Below are 16271 nucleotides of genomic sequence, written 5' to 3'. Positions count from 1 at the left end.
CCCGGACGCCCGGCAGCGGGTGAACAGCCGCGCGAAAGGTGTGCGGAGTAGCGTGGGCGGGACCGGCGAGCAAGGCGGTGGTGACGGTGGACTGGCAGCGGTACGCCGAGCAGATGGCGCTGCTCGCCCGTGATCTGGTCGCGGCGGATTCAGTTCAGGCGACGCTGGACACGATCGTGGCAGCGGCGGTGAAGCTGGTCGAGGGGTGCGACGCGGCGGGGATCCTGACCGTTTCGAAGGGCCGGTCCGTGACGCTGGCGGTGTGCGGTGACGTGGTCGAGGAGTCGGACCGGCTCCAGGGCGAGCTGGGCGAGGGGCCGTGCTTCGACGCCGCGCGCCGCGTGGACGGCGAGCGGCTGTTCCGTATCGCCGACATGACCCTGCCGCAGCCGTCCTGGCCGCGGTACAGCCAGGCGGCCCGCGAACTCGGTATCGGCAGTATGACCGGTGTCCTGCTGTACACCGACCGGCAGGACTTCGGCGCGCTGAACCTCTACTCCTACCGCCCGGGGGCGTTCGGCAAGGACACCGAGGCAGCGGGGTGGCTGCTGGCCTCACACGCCGCGGTGGCATTGGCCACGGCCCGCACCGTCGACCAGCTCGAGAACGCCATGGAGACCCGGCACGCCATAGGAGAGGCCATGGGGATCCTGATGGAGCGGCATCAGCTGGGCGAGGACGAGGCCTTCGGCGTGCTGCGGCGCATCTCCCAGAACCACAACCTCAAGTTGCGCGACGTTGCGCGGCGGGTCCGGGCCGGCCATCCTCCCGATCCGGCCTGACGGGCCGGATCGGGACGGCCGGCCTCACACCGCTCCGCCCCGGAGGCGGGAGACGCGCATGAGGAGTACGGCGATGTCGTCGGTGTGCCGTCCGGTGGGTGTGGTGTGGCGGACGAGCCGGTCGATGAGCCGTTCCAGATCGTGGCCGTCGGCGCCGTCCAGGTGCCCGGCGAGGTCGGCCGTGGTGCGGGTGGCGTCGGTGCCGGGGAGTTCGACCAGGCCGTCGGTGTAGAGGGCGAGGGTGGTGCCGGGCAGCAGCGGTACGGTCGTGACCGGGTAGTGGGCGCCGGTGTCGATGCCCAGGAGGGGGCCGGGCTCGACGTCGAGGACGCCGGCCGGGTGCCGGGCGTGGCGCAGCAGCGGCGGCACGTGCCCCGCGCTGGCGAAGGAGGCCTGCCGGCCCGCCAGGTCGAGGTGGACGTAGAGGCAGGAGACGAGCAGTTCCGAGTCCAGGTCGGCCAGGAGCCGGTTGGTGCGGGCGAGGACCTCGCCGGGTGCGGCGCCGACGGTGGCGTGGGCGTGGATGGCGGTACGGACCTGGCCCATCAGGGCGGCGGCGGCGATGCTGTGGCCTTCCACGTCACCGATGACGGCGGCCGCGGTCGTGTCGTTCAGGCGCAGGACGTCGAAGAAGTCCCCGCCGACCTCGGTGCCGTGGCCGGCGGGCAGGTAGCGGGCGGCGATGTCGAGGCCGGGCAGGCGGGGCAGGGCCCGGGGCAGCAGGGCGCGCTGCAGTTCGTGCACGAGCCGGTGTTTGGTGTCGTAGAGGCGGGCGCGGTCGAGGGCCTGGGCGATGAGGCCGGACAGCGAGGTGAGGACGGCGCGTTCGTCGGCGGTGAAGGTGTGCGGCCGGGCGTAGGACAGGATGCAGCAGCCGACCGGCCGGCCGGAGATGATCAGGGGGAGGAACGCCCAGGCCTCCTTGCCGCTGATCTGGGGTGCTCTGGGGTAGCTGGCGGCCAGTTCGGCGGGGTGGGCGAAGAAGGCCGGGGCGCCGTCGGCGAGGACCCGGCCGGCGGGGGTGAGGTCGGTGTCCAGGGCCAGGGCGTCGAGCCGCTCCATGACGTCGTCCGGGTAGCCGTGGTGGCCGGTGATCTTCAGCCGGCCGGCCTCGACGCCGGACAGGACGAGGCCCTGGGCGCCGAAGGCGGGCAGAATCTGGTGGGCGATCAGCGCGACGAGGTCGCTCACGGTCACCGTCTCGGTGAGGGCGGCCGCGAGGTGCACGAGTTGGTAGAGGCGTCCCGTCGGTGCCGCGACGGCCGGGCGCGCCGGGGCGGGCGGCGGGTCCTCGGTCTGCCGGGCGCTCGCGCTCACCCGCACACTGATGCCGCTGGTGTCGGGATAGAGCTGGAAGGTCAGCGGCTGGTCCGGTGGTCGCAGCGCGGTGAAGGACACGGGGGCGCGGCTGACGAGCGCGGTGCGGTAGTGGTCCTCGTAGACGGGGTCGTCGAGCCAGGGCAGGGAGTGCCAGGGCCGGGTTCCGAGGAGCCGGTCGGCACCGCGGCCGAGCAGGCGGGCCGCGGTGGCGGTGACGAAGGTGACGCGGCCCTCCAGGTCGAGGGCCAGGGCGCCTTCGGGGAGGCGTTCGAGGTAGTCGGCGGCGGCCAGGCCGGTCTGCGCCGGGTGGCGTGAGGCGTCGACGGGGACGACGCGCGGCACGTCGGGCAGGTGCGGCGCCCGGGTGGCGTCGTCCAGCAGGCGGGCGATGCGGCGGGCGCTGGAGGTGAGGTGCCCGTGTTCGCGGGGTGTGATCCTTCGGGGCCGCCCGGCGGGCCACATCAGCACGAGGCCGCCCCAGGAACGCCGTACGCCGGTCAGCGGGACGGCGGCCAGGGCGAACGGGTAGGGCAGGACGGCGGCGGCCCTGGGGTAGCGGCGGGCCATCTCGTCCTGTCCGGTGACGCTGACCAGGGTGTCGTCATGGATGGCGTCGGTGACCGGGACGGGTGCGGTCAGGGGCAGTCGCTGCCACGGGACGGTGAAGGCCGCCGGCAGACCGCACTGGGCCACCAGGCGCAGCACCGGCTCCGCCTCCTCGATCAGGTAGAGGCCGCCGATCGAGGCGCCGGTACCGCGCACGGTGTCGGCCAGGGCCGCTCCCAGTGCGTCGTCCAGCGATCCGGCGCCTCCGGCTTGTTCGTCGCTCCCGGGCATGGTGTCCTCCCGCTCCTACCCGGACGCTACGCCTGGCGAGGCCTGCGGGCATGTCGTCGGCACGGACGCCCGCCTTCGACACCGAGATGTACAGGCCGGGGGCGCTGCCGGGGACGGTGGTCCGGCGTTTCGCCCGAGCGGCTGTGCGGGCGGTGCAAGCCGGGGACGGTGCTCCGTCCGATTCACCCGAGCGGCTGTGAGGACGGTGCAAACCGAGGGACGGTAACCCGTCCGATTCACCCGAGCGGCTGTGCGGACGGTGCAAGCCGAGGGACGGTAACCCGTCCGATTCGCCCGAGCGGCTGTGCGGACGAACGCCCGCCGAGAATGCAGGCCGCTGGCTGGCGGCCCTGGCGCTTCCGCATGTCCAACGACGTCTGGGGCACCCCTTCCGGCGGTGCGGCCGGGGCCGGGGGCGCGGCGACGGCGGGGCCCACAGCGGGGTCTGGACGGCATCGGGAGGCCGACATGCTGACGCCGACATCGCAGGACCCGTCGGCCGGGGCCGTCACGGAGGCGATCCGGACGGGGGATCTGCCCGGGCTGAGGCGGCTGCTCGCCGACCACCCCGGTCTCGCCGCCGCACGCGTCACCGAGCACGGTGGGGACGGCAGGGGCACGGGCACGCGCAGTCCGCTGCGCATCGCGACCGACCGGCCCGGTCACTTCCCCCGCGGTCCCGGAGTGATCGCGATCCTGGTCGCCGCCGGGGCCGACCCCGGCGTCCGCTTCGGCGGAGCGCACGCGGAGACGCCGCTGCACTGGGCCGCCCGCAACGACGATGCGCCGTCCGGACGCGCTCATCGCGGCCGGGGCCCGCATCGACGCGCCCGGGGCGGTGATCGGCGGTTGCACCCCGCTCGCCGACGCCGGGAGTTCGGCCGGTGGCGCGCCGCGCGCCGGCTCGTCGAGCATGGCACCCACGTCACCCTCCAGGCCGTCGCCACGCTCGGCCTGCTGGACCGGGTGCGGGCGTGCGCCGGGGCGGACGAGCCGCCCTCGGCGGAGGAGATCACCGGCGCGTTCCTGGGCGCCTGCCACGGCGGGCACCCGCCCACCGCGCGGTACCTCCACGAACGCGGCGCCGACCCCCACTGCCGCGGCTACGACGGCAGGGCCCCGCTCGACATCGCCCGCGCCCGGGACGCCGACGACGTCGTGCGGTGGCTGCACGGCCTGGACGAGCAGCGCGGCTCTCAGGGCCTGTCGGGCGGGCGGCTCACAGGCAGTAGCGCACGAGCCATTCGTCCTGGTTGTACGCGGTGCGCGCCGGGTCGAGCACGCTGGCCGCCCGCTCCTCGACCATGTCCTCCACGCGCACCGGTTCCGGGAGTGTCCCGAAACGGTTCCGGCGGGCGGCTGTCTCCGCCTCGCTCCCCTGCTGCGACGTCGCCTCGTCCACGGCGGTTCCCCTCTCCGGCTGGTCGGATCGACCGTTGGGCCCTTGCTGGGCAAAGAGTTGACGTGCGGGAGCGGTTCGTGGTTCCCGTGGCGGCGCTCAGCCGTGGAAGTCGCGCTGCCACCGGTGCCGGGCGAGGGTGGCCGGCCGTCGCTCAGGGCGGTGTTGCGCTCGACGTTGCGGACGCTGCGCCTGCCGGGGATGACGGTCGAGACGGCGGGGGCGCTCAGGACGAAGCGCGTGGACTGTTCCCGGTGGCGCCGACCCAGGCGGAAAGCAGGAGGAGGCACACAGCGACACGACCCGGGTCGACACGGCACAGCGCGTGTTCCTGCGCCAGCGCAACCCCGACCTGAACCCGCCACTGGACTGGAAGGTCTACGGCGACAGCCACCACATCGGCTGACGACCACGGCCCGGGCGGGAAGTGGTCCATCGAGCAGGCACGCGAGTGGACTCCTTCCCGGGCCGCCCGGCTGCCTAGCGTCATCCGCATGAACGCCACGACCACGCGCGGTGCCCTGCTCGCCGCGCTCGCCTGCGTCCTCGTCGGAGGATCCTTCACCGCCAACAGCGTGCTGGGCGACTACCCGTACGCGGGCGGCCAGTTCCTGCGCTACGGGCTGGCCTGCCTGCTGCTGGTCCCGGCGGCGGGGAAGGGCGCCGCCGACCGGCTGCGCGCACTCACACCGCGACGGTGGGGGCGTCTCGCCCTGCTCGCGGCGGTCGGCATGGTCGGTTTCAACCTGGCCGTCATCGCCGCGGAACGCACGGCGGAACCGGCGGTTCCCGGCGTCTTCGTGGGCTGCGCGCCGGTGGCCGTCGCCGTGCTCGTGCCCCTCCTGGACGGGCGCAGGCCCAGGCGGACGGTGCTGTACGGGGCGTCGCTCGTGGCCGTCGGCGCCTTCACGGTCCAGGGGTGGGGGCGCACGGACGGCGTGGGCATCGCCTTCTCCGTGTGCGCCCTTGCGGGGGAGGTCGGGTTCGCCGTGCTCGCCGTACCCCTGCTGCGGCCGCTCGGTCCCCGGCTGCTGTCCGCCACGGTGTGCGCGCTCGCCGCGGTGGAGTCGGCGGCGATCGGGCTGTGGGTCGACGAGGGCTCCTGGCTGCGACGGCCGGACGGCGTCGAGACGGCCGCGCTGCTGTGGCAGGCGGTGGTGGTCACCGTGGTCGGCTTCGTGTGCTGGTACATGGGTGTGCAGCGGATCGGCGCGGAACACGCCACCCTGTTCTCCGGGCTCATCCCGGTCGCGGCGGCCGGCACCGCACCGCTCGTCGGCACGGGCTCCTACGGTCCGGCGCAGGTGGCGGGCAGCGCGCTGGTGGGGCTCGGGGTGGCGCTCGGGGTGGCGCTCGGGTCGGGAGCGCTGCGACGGGTGGGGCGCGAGCGCCGGTCACGGAGTCGGGCCTTTCGGGCGAACGGCCGCCTGAAGTCCCGGGCAGTCCGCGTGCCTGAAACGCCGGAGTGATCCCGCGCGCATCTAATGGACGGCACCGAACGCCCCGGTCCGACCCAGGAGACGACGCCCATGCCGCACACCCGCACCGGTGAAGGGGCCCGGAAGGCCGCGCGCGAGAGTGTGCTGCGGCGGCTGGGCGAGTGGTGCGCCCGTCACTTCGGGATCGTCATCGGTGCCTGGCTCGTGGCGCTGGTGGCTCTTCAGGTCGTCAACCACGTCGCCGGCGGTACGTACTCCGACAACTTCTCCCTTCCCCAGGCCCAGTCGCAGAAGGGGCTGGACGTGCTGAAGCGGCACGATCCGCAGGCCGGGGGCTACAGCAGCCAGATCGTGCTGCACGACGACCGGCAGGCCCTGACCGCACTGAGCTCCCAGATGTCCACCACGGTCGCCGACCTGGAGAAGCTGCCACACGTCCTGTCGGCGCAGAACCCCCTGACCACGCAGGGGTCGGCCTCGGGGCAGTCACAGCAGCAGAACGTCGGACCGCTGTCGGACGACAAGAAGACGGCCTACATCACCGTCCGCTTCGACCAGCAGCCCTCGACACTCGGCGACGGCTACCTGAACGGGGTCGACGACGCCGTGCAGCCACTGCGGTCGGCCGGAGCGGAAGTCGAGTACGGCGGACCGCTCGGCGAACTCGCCCGGCCGGACGCCGACGACCGGATCAGCGAACTGATCGGTTTCGGCGTGGCCGTCGTGGTGCTGCTGGTCGGGTTCGGGAGCGTCATCGCCGCCGGTGTCCCCCTGCTCACCGCGCTGATCAGCGTCGTGGGCGGTCTCGCCCTCCTCGGGCTGCTGGCCGTCGCGTTCACCTTCGCGACGGTCTCACCCACCCTCGCCACGATGATCGGGCTCGGGGTCGGCATCGACTACGCCCTGTTCCTGATCACCCGTCACCGGCAGAACCTCATCGACGGCATGGACCCCGTGCGCGCCGCCGGCCAGGCCGCCGGCACCAGCGGCCACGCCGTCCTCGTCTCCGGCTGCACGGTGATCATCGCGCTCGCGGGCCTGTCCGCGTCCGGGGTCTCCTTCATCGCCCTGCTCGGGCTCGCCGCCGCCGTCACCGTGGTCTCGGCCGTCGTCGGCGCGCTCACCCTCGTGCCCGCGCTGCTCGGTCTCCTCGGGCGGCACATCGACCGCTTCACGGTGCGCCGTCCCGTCGCCGAGACCGGCACCGACGAGGGCGAGGCAGCACAAGGTACCTGGCACCGGTACGCGCAGCGGGTGGAGCGCAGGCCCCTGTGGTTCCTGACGGCGGGTGTCGCCGCGGTCGTGGTGCTCGCGATCCCCGTGTTCTCCATCCAGCTCGGCCACATCGGCGACGGCGCCGACCCGACCTCGTTCACCGACCGGCGGGCCTACGACCTGATGACCGACGCGTTCGGGCCGGGTTCCAACGGCCCCCTCACCGTCGTCATCGACCAGACGAACGTGCCCTCCTCGCAGCGTTCCGGTCTGGCCTCGAAGGCCCAGCAAACCCTCGGCTCGGTCCAGGGCGCCGCCGTCGTCACCCCTCTGGTGCCCACGCAGGACGGCGATGTCCTCATCGGCACCGTCTACTCGACCCGGTCGCCGCAGAGCGCCACCACCACCGACCTGTCCAACCGGCTGGTCGACGACACGCTGCCGGACGCGGTCAAGGGCACGGATGCCAAGGGCTATGTCACCGGTACGACGGCGGCCCAGGTCGACTTCCGCGACATCGTCGCCTCCCGGCTGCCCCTGATCATCCTCGTCGTGGTCGCACTGGCCTTCCTGATCATCCTGGCCGTGTTCCGGGGACTGCTCGTCGCCGTCAAGGCGGCCGTCCTGAACGTCCTGTCGATCGCCGCCTCGTACGGCGTGGTCGTGGCCGTGTTCCAGTGGGGCTGGGGCGGTCCCGCACTCGGCGTCAACGGCACGGTTCCCATCGAGAGCTACGTGCCGATGATGATGTTCGCCATCATCTTCGGCCTCAGCATGGACTACGAGATCTTCCTGCTCTCCCGTGTCCACGAGGCGTGGCAGCGCACCGGGGACGCGAAGGCCTCCGTGGCCCACGCCCTGGAGATCACGGCCCGCGTCATCACCTGTGCCGCGCTGATCATGGTGAGCGTGTTCGCGGCGTTCATCGTCAGCGACAACATCGTGGTGAAGATGCTCGGGCTGGGGCTGGCCGTCAGCGTGCTCATCGACGCGACCGTCGTACGGCTGCTCATGGTGCCAGCCGTGATGACGCTGCTCGGACGTCACGCCTGGTGGACGCCGCGATGGCTGGACCGGGTGCTGCCGCACATCGACGCCGAGGGGGCGACGCGGGCGGACGCGCGTCCGGCGCCCTAGGAGCGTCAGTGCAGGATCAGGTGGACGAGAGCGACGGTGCCGACCGAGACGATCAGGGTGCGCAGGACGGCGGGGCTGAAGCGGCGGCCCGTTCTGGCTCCGACCAGGCCGCCCAGCGCGGAGCCGGCGGCGATGAGCACGACCGCCGTCCAGTCGAAGTCGGCGAAGAAGACGAACAACAGGGCGGCGACGGTGTTGACGACGGCCGCCAGCACGTTCTTGACGGCGTTGAGCCGCTGCAGCGTCTCGTCGAGCAGCATCCCCATCAGGGAGACGTAGATGACGCCCTGCGCGGCGGAGAAGTAGCCGCCGTAGACGCTGGCGAGAGTCAGGCCGGTGAAGAGCAGGGGGCCGCCGTCACGGCGGACGGGCCTGCCCGACTCGCGTCGGCGGCGCACTCGCTTCGCGATCCAGGGCTGGCAGGCGACCAGGACGAGGGCGAGGCCCACCAGGACCGGCACGATCCGCTCGAACGCCGACGCGGGCAGGGTCAGCAGCAGCACGGCTCCGGCGAGGCCGCCCAGCACGGCTCCGGTGCCCAGCAGGAGGACGCGCCTGCCCTGGCCGCGCAGTTCCTCGCGGTAGCCCACGGCCGCGGTGATGGAGCCGGGGACCAGGCCCAGCCCGTTGGACACCGTGGCGGTGACCGGAGGCAGTCCGGCGGCCAGCAGGACCGGGAAGGTGATCAGCGTTCCCGAGCCGACGACGGCGTTGACGGCCCCCGCGCCGGTTCCGGCGGCGAGCACGGCGGCCATCTCCCACGGTGTCACGTGGTCACTCCGTCGCGTGCGCCGTTCCGCGTGAGGTTCATGCGGTCACGGTAGAGGGTGCCTCTTTCGGCGGTCGTCGCAGGATGCCGGCCGCGGCCTCGGCCGGGCGCACGGAACGGCGGCGTGATCCGGTGGGATCCCGCCGCCGTTCGTGGGTCTGTGCCCGGGCGTGACTCCTAGCCGCGCCGCACCCGGCGCAGGACCACGAAGCCCGCGATGACCAGGACTGCGCCCGCCGCGGCCGGCCACAGCTGGGCGCCGGTTTCCGCCAGGCCGCCCCCGCCGACCGCCTGCGGCTCCGTCTGCGAGGGAGCCGACGGGGTCGGAGCGGCACTGGTCGCCGTGCCGACGGCCTGGGAGTCGCCGAGTCCGTCCGATTCCTCATCGGAGGCGTCTTTCGAACCGCCGCCCTGCTCGGCGGCGTTGCCGCCACCGGCCGTGGAGGTCGCCTTCACCTCGGGCTCGGCCCGGCCGGGGGCCGTGGACGCGTCTTTGGACTCCGGTTCGGGTGCCGGCTCGTCCGCCGGGGGCTTCGAAGCCTCACCCTTGCCGTCGTCAACGCCGTCGCCCTTGTCACCGGGCTTGCCGGCGTCGTTCCCGCCCTGCGGGGCACCGGGCGTGCGGGTGGGCTGCTCCTGCGGGGCCTCGGGCGTCTTCGTCGGCTCCTCCTGCGGGGCCTCGGGCGCCTTGGTCGGCTCCTCCTGCGGGGCCTCGGGCGCCTTGGTCGGCTCCTCCTGCGGGGCCTCGGGCGCCTTGGTCGGCTCCTCCTGCGGGGCCTCGGTCGGCTCCGGGTTCTGCCCGTCGTCCGCTCCGGCTCCGCACGTACGGCCGTCGTTGATGCAGTCGACCATCTCCCCCATCAGATCCTCGTCGAAGATGTTGATGAAGTCGCCGTGGTCCGTGACCGGCTTGTGCAGCTGCTCCGGGAAGGAGTCGACCGCGAACAGCGGTGTCGTACGGCCGCCGTCCTGCAGGCTCGGCGCGTCGATGTCGTAGACGATGCGCTGGACCAGCTGCGGGATGGGGCGGAAGCCGGACGGGCAGTTGCCGGCGGCGTCCGCGAACGCCACGTGGGTGCGGTGGTTGGCGCTGTCGATGTTGCGCCCGTCCCAGCAGCTCTGGAACTTGAAGGTCCGTACGACGTCGCTGCCCTGGGGGCACAGCGGGTACTTGTCCTTCAGCTGCCGGTCCTCGAAGCCCGTGCAGCTCCAGGAGGCGTTGGCGTTGGCGGGGCCGTTGACGAACGACTTGGCGTCGCCGGTGATGATGCGCAGCAGCCGCGGCATGGCCGTGACCTTCTCGCGCGGGTTGCCGACGAACGTCAGCGTGACCTGCTTCGGCGTGACGATCTCGCCGGCGTTGCCCTCGATACCGCCGCCGGGCTTGTCGGCGTCCTGCTCCCGGGCGCCGTTCTGCAGACGCACGACGGGCCAGTAGTAGGACGACTTGTCGCCCTGGTCGGCACAGCTGGTCTCCGCCTTGGCGAGGTCCTGGTCGCTGGCGAAGGCGTTGTTGGACTGGTTTCCGACGTAGTCGTGGAAGTGGTGGGCGCCGTTGGTCACGCCCGGGGCGGCGATGATGTTGTCGGAGTTGAACAGGCCGTTCTCGTTCACGCCGCAGCTGGTGGCGAAGGAGCCTCGGGACGCGTCGCCCTGCGGGTCGGGGTTGTTCACGTTGGGCTGGACGCTCTTGATGTCCGCGAAGTCGGCGGCGACGGGGCCGTTGCCCGCCTGCCCGCCGTTGGCGCCCTGGCCTTGGCCGCTCCCCTGCTCCGGACCGGTCCCGCCCTGGCCGGGCTGCCCGGCTCCGGCGCCGTCCTCGCCTTCGCCCTGCGCGGGAGCCTGGTTGCCGTCCTCCACGGTGCAGGCGGCGAGGGCCTCCAGCCCCTCGGGGCGGTCCCCTACCCGGTCGATGGCGATCGCGATGCGCTCCAGGGTCGCGGCCCGCTTCTCCTTCAGCGGGTTCACGACCGCGTTGTCGGCGAAACCGGGATCCTGCTGCACCTGCTGCGCCGATTCACTCAGCCGCTGATAGGCCTTGGCGATCTGCTCGTCCAGGAGGGCGAGTTCCTTGTCGACCTCCCCTCGGGCCGGTTCGGGGACCGAGGTCAGCTTGCTGCCGACGTCCGGGCAGTCGATCGTGGCGCCCGCGGTCCGAACCCCCGTGCCGGACCGCGTCTGGGCGGAGTCGCCGCCCGAACCCCCGTCCGTGGCCGAGGCGTAGACGTTCGCGGCCATCAGGCCGCCTCCGCCCAGGATCAGTGCGAATGCGGCGAAGCTCGCGCGTCGTGGGCCGGTAGGGCGTCTTCGCGTGTTGCGTCCCAAGGGTGCTCTCCTGCGCTTGTGGCGTACCGGGCATGAAAATCCCCTCGCCCCATACGTACGGGAACACCGGTGTGTTCACTCACCCCCGAAAACTTTCGGAGAACTCTCCTGGAGCACGGCCCGGCCCGAGCCCCGCCGGACGCACCGTCCGGCGGGGAGGCGCAGTCAGCGGAAGTTCACGTCACTGCACAGGAAGTAGGTCTGGTCCAGGTGCGAGGCCTGCCAGATCGTGTACACGACGTGGCGGCCGCTCAGCCCCGAAGTACTCACCGGAATCTCGTAGTTCTGGCTGGGCGCGTACCTGCCGGTGCGCTTGACGAGCTGGAGGTCGTCCCAGGTCAGCGGGCGCGTGGTGGGGTCGAATCCCTGCCGCGTGACGTACACCAGGAAGTAGTCGGCGCCATGACTGGCCTGGTCGTACAGCTTCACCGTGAAGTTGCCGGTGATGTCCGTGGTCTTCCAGGCGCCGACGGCGTCGAGGGAGTTGTACCGGCCCCCCTCGGTCCGGCCGCCGCTGCACAGCTGGCCGTTGGGGACGACGGCCTGGAAGTTCCCGCCGGAGCCGTTGCGGTACAGGCCGTTCCAGTTCCACATGGCATTGGGATTGGCCTGCCACGCCTGCCAGCACATGGGGTCGAGACGGGCCATCTCGGGGTTCTGGAAGTCGCTCCCCCACCGCAGCCAGCAACCGTAGTTGCGGGAGGCCGGGTCCACGACCGATCCGTGGGCGACGGCGGTGCCGCTCCAGGGGATGAGGCCGAGCACTGCCGCGACGAGCGCGCTCAGGGCGAGTGTCAGACGGGACCTGAGCCCGGGGAGGCGCACATCATGGCCATGACAATTCATGATCTCCTTCTTTCGGGTGTGGGGGGTTCGTACCTTCGACCGCGCTTCTTCCCGGTTTCGACCATGTTTCGAAACGTGGGGAGTGCGAGGCGTGGGAGCGCTCCCGCACCGCACAGGGTGCGCTCGACGGCACGGGTCGGCAACACCCGTTTGCGCCACTTCCCCGCCTCCTGGCGCATTCGACGCTTTCGATACGTTCGATTCGATCGATGAGGAGGACCGTCAGAGCCGGTCCAGTTCCTTCGTGGTGCGTCCGAGGTAGCAGACCTCGTCCGGCGCGGGGATACCGATCTCCTCGAAGCCCATGCGGTCGTAGAAGGCCCTTGCCCGGGTGTTGGCGGTCGACATGGCCAGATGGACGGCCGGCACTCCCCTGTCCTGGAGAGCCCGCAGGAACGTCCGCATCAGGCGGCGGCCGTGCCCCCGGCCCTGCCGGTCGGGCAGCAGGTCGATGTGCAGATGCGCGGGGTGGGCGGCCAGCCCGGGCAGCACCATCCGTTCGGGATCGTGCAGCAGGCCCGCCATCACCTCGTCCGGGGTGCGCGGCGGCCGGGGCGGATCCGGGTAACGGTCGGCCACCAGGGGCAGCCACGTGGTGCGGAAGGCCTCGGCGAAACGGGGTGTGTCGGCCGTGCCGAGGATGTACCCGACCGCCTGCCCCCGCCCGTCGTCCAGCACGAAGGCCAGGTCCGGCTCCAGATGGACGTACGGCGCCGCGAAGGCCGCCGGAAAGATGCCCGGGTCCGCGTAGTGGGGGCGGCTGTCCTCGCCGTGGTGGGCGGTGCGGATGCAGATGTCGTCGAGGGCCGGGCGATCCTCGGGGCGGTACGGCCGGATGACGGGCGACGTTGTCATGACGGCATCGTGCACGCCGTGGGAGCGCTCCCTCAACCCTCTTGTGACACACCTTGAGCCCGGCTTGGACGAGCACGGCTTTAAGGGCCCCGCCAGGGGTTACCCGGCTCACATGGTGAAGCTGCATATTCCAGGACGAAAAGAACACCACGCGGGCGAGGCCCCGCCACAGGAGAGCCCGCGCCCGGGCCCCGAGGCGGAAGGCCGAGAGCCTGCCGAGGCCGAACGCCGAGACCCAGCCGAGGCCGAGACCGAACGCCGAGGAACGGCCGAGACCGAACGCCGGGAGACGTCCGCCCCCGTGTCCGAGGAGCCCGGGCCGAGCCCCGAAGTGGAGCGTGCGGCGCCCGACACGCCGGGGGACCTTCCCCGGAAGTCATGGGGCGCGGTACTGAAAGGAAGCCTGCGGGAGTTCAAGGACGACGAGCTGACCGACCGGGCGGCCGCGCTGACGTATTACGGCGTGCTGGCGCTGTTCCCCGCGCTGCTGGTACTGGTGTCCATGCTGGGCCTCACCGGGAAGTCGACCACGGACAAGGTGCTGGAGAACGTCCAGAAGCTGGCCCCCGGTTCGGCCCGCGACATCATCACCCGTGCCGTCGAGCAGTTGCAGGGCAACGCCGGCATCGGCTCGCTGATGGCGATCGTCGGCCTCGTCCTGGCGGTCTGGTCGGCCTCCGGCTACGTGGCCGCGTTCATCCGCTCGGCCAACGCCGTCTACGACATGCCCGAGGGCAGGCCGGTCTGGAAGCTGCTGCCGGTGCGCGTGGCTGTGACGGTGGTGCTGATGGTGATGGCCGTGATCAGCGCGCTGATCGTGGTCTTCACCGGCGGGCTGGCCCAGCAGGCCGGAACGACCCTGGGGATCGGCGACACCGCCCTGACGGTGTGGTCGATCGCCAAGTGGCCCGTCCTGGTCCTGCTGGTCACGACCATGATCGCGATCCTGTACTGGGCGACCCCGAACGCCAAGGTGAAGGGCTTCCGCTGGATCACGCCCGGCAGTCTGCTGGCCCTGCTGATCTGGATGATCGCGTCCGGCGGGTTCGCGTTCTACGTGGCCAACTTCGCCTCGTACAACAAGACGTACGGCACGATGGCGGGTGTCATCGTGTTCCTGGTGTGGCTGTGGATCACCAACCTGGCGATCCTGCTGGGCCTGGAGTTCGACGCGGAGACGGTGCGGCAGCGGGCCATCGCCGGTGGTCACCCGCCGGAGGCCGAGCCCTACACGCAGCCCCGTGACACCCGGACATGGGACGAGCAGGACCGGCGCCGGCTGGAAGAGACCTGACGGGGGCCGGACGGTTCAGCCCGTGAGTCCGGCGGCGACCGTCGCGCCCAGTTCCCAGCACCGCCCGAGGTCGCCCTTGTCCGGCTCGCCGGTCACGGTGACGGCCTCGGCGGTGCGGCGCCAGCCGAGGCCCTTCGTGACCGACTCGATGCCGCGCACGGCTCCGGTGACGTCGTTGCCGCCGTGCACCCAGTAGCCGAAGGGGCGTCCGCGGGTGGCGTCCAGACATGGGTAATAGACCTGGTCGAAGAAGTGCTTGAGGGCCCCGGACATGTAGCCGAGGTTCGCCGGGGTGCCGAGGAGGAAGCCGTCGGCGGTAAGGACGTCGGAGGCGGTGGCCGACAGCGCGGGCACACGGACGACCCTGACGTTCTCGATCTCGGGGTCCGTCGCACCGGACAGGACGGCTTCGAACATCGCCTGGCAGTGGGGCGAGGGCGTGTGATGGACGATCAGCAAGGTGGCCACAGCACCCGACCATGCCGTCCGGCCCCCGCCACCGCAAGCGGTGACGGGGGCCGGATGTCGGTGTCGAGGCTCAGCGGTTGCCGCGACGGCGGATCAGCAGGACGGCCACCAGGACGGCACCGGCGCCCGCCAGCAGGGCGGCCCGGTGGTCGCGCACCTGCTGCGGAGCCTTGTCCTGCCAGACCTGCTCGGCCTGCGCGGCCTTCTCCTTGGCGCCCTGAGCGGCGGCGGCGCCCTTCTGCTTCACCGGCTCGGGCAGCTTCTCCTCCACCGTGTGGGCGACGTGCGCGGCCTTGGCCCTGGCCTGCCCGCTCCATTCCTGCGCCTTGGCCCCGGCCTGCTCCTTGACCGCGACGGCCTTCTCGCGGGCGCGGGTCTTGACGTCGGCACGGTCGGCGAGTGCCTGAACGGTGTCGCCGAGCTCGTGCCGGGTGTGCTCGACCTGTTCGCGCAACTCCTCCTGGCTGCGGGCGGTCGGCTCGTCGTGGGGAGGCTGGGTCATCGCTGTGCACTCTCCTTGATCTCGGCCACATCGGCCTTCACGCTGTCGATGGTCCGCTGCGGGGCGGGCGGGGCGGCACTGCGCACCTGCTTGCGTCCGGCCAGTGCCGTCAGGCCTGTGGCGAGAGCCAGGACGCCCGTGACGATCAGCGCCGCGGCCCACACGGGCAGCGGTACGGCCAGGGCGGCGATCACCGTGGCGACCAGGGCCTGCAGGGTGACGAAACCGAGTACGCCGGCTCCGCCGAACAGGCCGCCACCCTTGCCGTAGCGTTTGCCCTTCTCGGTCATCTCCGCCCGCGCGAGGCGCATTTCGCCGCGCACGAGGTCGGTCAGCTGCTCGGTGGCCCGTTGCACCAGCTCGCCCACCGGTTCTTCCCCGGCCGCCTGCGCGCTTCCCGTGCGGGGAGCGGCGGGGGCCGTGCGGTGCGTGTCCGTCATGGCGATCACCTCCCGGTCCGTAGTTCCCGGACGGGTACCAGCGAGGGCGGAAAGAACACCTGGTCGGACAACTTTTACTGACGATGAGTGAGCGGCGCGAAATCCGGTACCCGTCGGTCGCTCACGTACGAGAAAGGGAGGTTTCGCCTTGTCGCAGGTAGAGGAATCCATCGAGGTCCGTGTGCCGGTGCACACCGCGTACAACCAGTGGACGCAGTTCGAGTCCTTCCCCGAGTTCATGGACGGTGTGGAGCGCATCGAGCAGCGCACCGACACCCTCACGCATTGGGTGACGAAGGTCGGCGGACAGGCGCGGGAGTTCGACGCGGAGATCACCGAGCAGGTCCCGGACGAGCGCGTCGCGTGGACCACCGTGGGCGGCGAGGCACGGCAGGCCGGTGTGGTGACCTTCCACCGCATCCAGGACGACACGACCAAGGTCATGCTGCAGATGGACTTCGACCCCAGTGGTGTGGCCGAGACCGTGGGCGACAAGCTCGGATTCGTGAAGCGGCAGGTCTCCGGTGACCTCAAGCGGTTCAAGGAGTTCATGGAGGCCCGCGGAGCGGAGACGGGCGCTTGGCGCGGCGAGGTCTGATGCCGCACGAGGAGGCCGCCACCACCGCACGTGGTGGCGGCCTCC

General features: G+C 71.8%; 14 protein-coding genes and 1 pseudogene. 6 read left to right on the top strand and 9 right to left on the bottom strand.

The genetic code is table 11. The features are described from left to right. Positions 1–86: 86 nt before the first annotated feature. Positions 87–782 carry a GAF and ANTAR domain-containing protein gene (locus ACIQHQ_RS35420; protein ID WP_402620307.1) on the top strand — a complete coding sequence of 232 codons (696 nt, stop codon included), beginning with the start codon at positions 87–89 and terminating at the stop codon, positions 780–782. 24 nt (positions 783–806) lie between these two features. Here ACIQHQ_RS35420 and ACIQHQ_RS35415 read toward each other — a convergent pair whose 3' ends face one another. Together ACIQHQ_RS35415 and ACIQHQ_RS35410 are read right to left on the bottom strand one after the other, a co-directional pair. Next, the gene (locus ACIQHQ_RS35415) at positions 807–2939 is read right to left on the bottom strand and encodes a SpoIIE family protein phosphatase (RefSeq protein WP_402620304.1); all 2133 of its coding nucleotides are present in this window, start codon (positions 2937–2939) and stop codon (positions 807–809) included. Between the two features lie 1219 nt (positions 2940–4158). Next, complete coding sequence (locus ACIQHQ_RS35410) at positions 4159–4341, bottom strand: hypothetical protein (protein ID WP_402620301.1); 183 nt, start codon at positions 4339–4341, stop codon at positions 4159–4161. A 271-nt stretch (positions 4342–4612) separates the two neighbouring features. Here ACIQHQ_RS35410 and ACIQHQ_RS35405 point away from each other — a divergent pair. The 3 genes and pseudogenes from ACIQHQ_RS35405 to ACIQHQ_RS35395 form a co-directional block, all read left to right on the top strand. Further along, a pseudogene (locus ACIQHQ_RS35405) lies at positions 4613–4744 on the top strand (chitosanase); the annotation flags it as partial. 88 nt (positions 4745–4832) lie between these two features. Then, positions 4833–5807, top strand: a complete 975-nt coding sequence (locus ACIQHQ_RS35400) for a DMT family transporter (RefSeq protein WP_402620298.1) — start codon at positions 4833–4835, stop codon at positions 5805–5807. Between the two features lie 60 nt (positions 5808–5867). Next, positions 5868–8129, top strand: a complete 2262-nt coding sequence (locus ACIQHQ_RS35395; protein WP_402620295.1) for an MMPL family transporter — start codon at positions 5868–5870, stop codon at positions 8127–8129. A gap of 5 nt (positions 8130–8134) precedes the next feature. On the opposite strand, the gene ACIQHQ_RS35390 is transcribed toward ACIQHQ_RS35395, so the two are convergent. The 4 genes from ACIQHQ_RS35390 to ACIQHQ_RS35375 form a co-directional block, all read right to left on the bottom strand. Then, positions 8135–8899 carry a sulfite exporter TauE/SafE family protein gene (locus ACIQHQ_RS35390; protein WP_402620293.1) on the bottom strand — a complete coding sequence of 255 codons (765 nt, stop codon included), beginning with the start codon at positions 8897–8899 and terminating at the stop codon, positions 8135–8137. Positions 8900–9075: 176 nt separating this feature from the next. Continuing rightward, a complete protein-coding gene (locus ACIQHQ_RS35385) occupies positions 9076–11136 on the bottom strand; it encodes a DUF1996 domain-containing protein (RefSeq protein WP_402620290.1) in 2061 nt (686 codons plus the stop codon). Between the two features lie 252 nt (positions 11137–11388). Next, positions 11389–12069 (bottom strand): lytic polysaccharide monooxygenase, encoded by a 681-nt coding sequence (locus ACIQHQ_RS35380; protein WP_402620287.1) that lies wholly within the window; start codon positions 12067–12069, stop codon positions 11389–11391. A 222-nt stretch (positions 12070–12291) separates the two neighbouring features. After that, positions 12292–12924, bottom strand: coding sequence for a GNAT family N-acetyltransferase (locus tag ACIQHQ_RS35375; RefSeq protein ID WP_402620284.1), 633 nt, complete (start codon positions 12922–12924; stop codon positions 12292–12294). A 112-nt stretch (positions 12925–13036) separates the two neighbouring features. Between ACIQHQ_RS35375 and ACIQHQ_RS35370 the strand changes: the two genes are divergently transcribed. Then, positions 13037–14218, top strand: coding sequence for a YhjD/YihY/BrkB family envelope integrity protein (locus ACIQHQ_RS35370; protein WP_402620281.1), 1182 nt, complete (start codon positions 13037–13039; stop codon positions 14216–14218). 15 nt (positions 14219–14233) lie between these two features. On the opposite strand, the gene ACIQHQ_RS35365 is transcribed toward ACIQHQ_RS35370, so the two are convergent. The 3 genes from ACIQHQ_RS35365 to ACIQHQ_RS35355 all read right to left on the bottom strand — a co-directional run bounded on the left by ACIQHQ_RS35365 (position 14234) and on the right by ACIQHQ_RS35355 (position 15628). After that, complete coding sequence (locus tag ACIQHQ_RS35365; protein ID WP_402620279.1) at positions 14234–14686, bottom strand: flavodoxin family protein; 453 nt, start codon at positions 14684–14686, stop codon at positions 14234–14236. Positions 14687–14756: 70 nt separating this feature from the next. After that, a complete protein-coding gene (locus ACIQHQ_RS35360; RefSeq protein ID WP_390988525.1) occupies positions 14757–15188 on the bottom strand; it encodes a DUF3618 domain-containing protein in 432 nt (143 codons plus the stop codon). After that, positions 15185–15628 (bottom strand): phage holin family protein, encoded by a 444-nt coding sequence (locus ACIQHQ_RS35355; RefSeq protein WP_402620275.1) that lies wholly within the window; start codon positions 15626–15628, stop codon positions 15185–15187. The genes ACIQHQ_RS35360 and ACIQHQ_RS35355 overlap by 4 nt, the downstream gene beginning before the upstream one ends. A 148-nt stretch (positions 15629–15776) precedes the next feature. Here ACIQHQ_RS35355 and ACIQHQ_RS35350 point away from each other — a divergent pair, with 148 nt between their 5' ends. Next, positions 15777–16226 (top strand): SRPBCC family protein, encoded by a 450-nt coding sequence (locus ACIQHQ_RS35350; RefSeq protein ID WP_381036160.1) that lies wholly within the window; start codon positions 15777–15779, stop codon positions 16224–16226. Positions 16227–16271 lie beyond the last annotated feature (45 nt).

This window comes from Streptomyces sp. NPDC092370, from assembly GCF_044755265.1.
Classification (GTDB): Bacteria; Actinomycetota; Actinomycetes; order Streptomycetales; family Streptomycetaceae; genus Streptomyces.
Note: the sequence above shows the minus strand (reverse complement) of the source record. Positions and strands in the feature narration are given on the sequence as shown.

Coding starts and splice junctions, on each gene's coding strand:
- ACIQHQ_RS35370 (WP_402620281.1), top strand. CDS start 13,037: ATGGTGAAGCTGCATATTCCAGGACGAAAAGAACACCACGCGGGCGAG.
- ACIQHQ_RS35415 (WP_402620304.1), bottom strand. CDS start 2,939: ATGCCCGGGAGCGACGAACAAGCCGGAGGCGCCGGATCGCTGGACGAC.
- ACIQHQ_RS35360 (WP_390988525.1), bottom strand. CDS start 15,188: ATGACCCAGCCTCCCCACGACGAGCCGACCGCCCGCAGCCAGGAGGAG.
- ACIQHQ_RS35375 (WP_402620284.1), bottom strand. CDS start 12,924: ATGACAACGTCGCCCGTCATCCGGCCGTACCGCCCCGAGGATCGCCCG.
- ACIQHQ_RS35395 (WP_402620295.1), top strand. CDS start 5,868: ATGCCGCACACCCGCACCGGTGAAGGGGCCCGGAAGGCCGCGCGCGAG.
- ACIQHQ_RS35355 (WP_402620275.1), bottom strand. CDS start 15,628: ATGACGGACACGCACCGCACGGCCCCCGCCGCTCCCCGCACGGGAAGC.
- ACIQHQ_RS35400 (WP_402620298.1), top strand. CDS start 4,833: ATGAACGCCACGACCACGCGCGGTGCCCTGCTCGCCGCGCTCGCCTGC.
- ACIQHQ_RS35380 (WP_402620287.1), bottom strand. CDS start 12,069: ATGAATTGTCATGGCCATGATGTGCGCCTCCCCGGGCTCAGGTCCCGT.
- ACIQHQ_RS35385 (WP_402620290.1), bottom strand. CDS start 11,136: ATGGCCGCGAACGTCTACGCCTCGGCCACGGACGGGGGTTCGGGCGGC.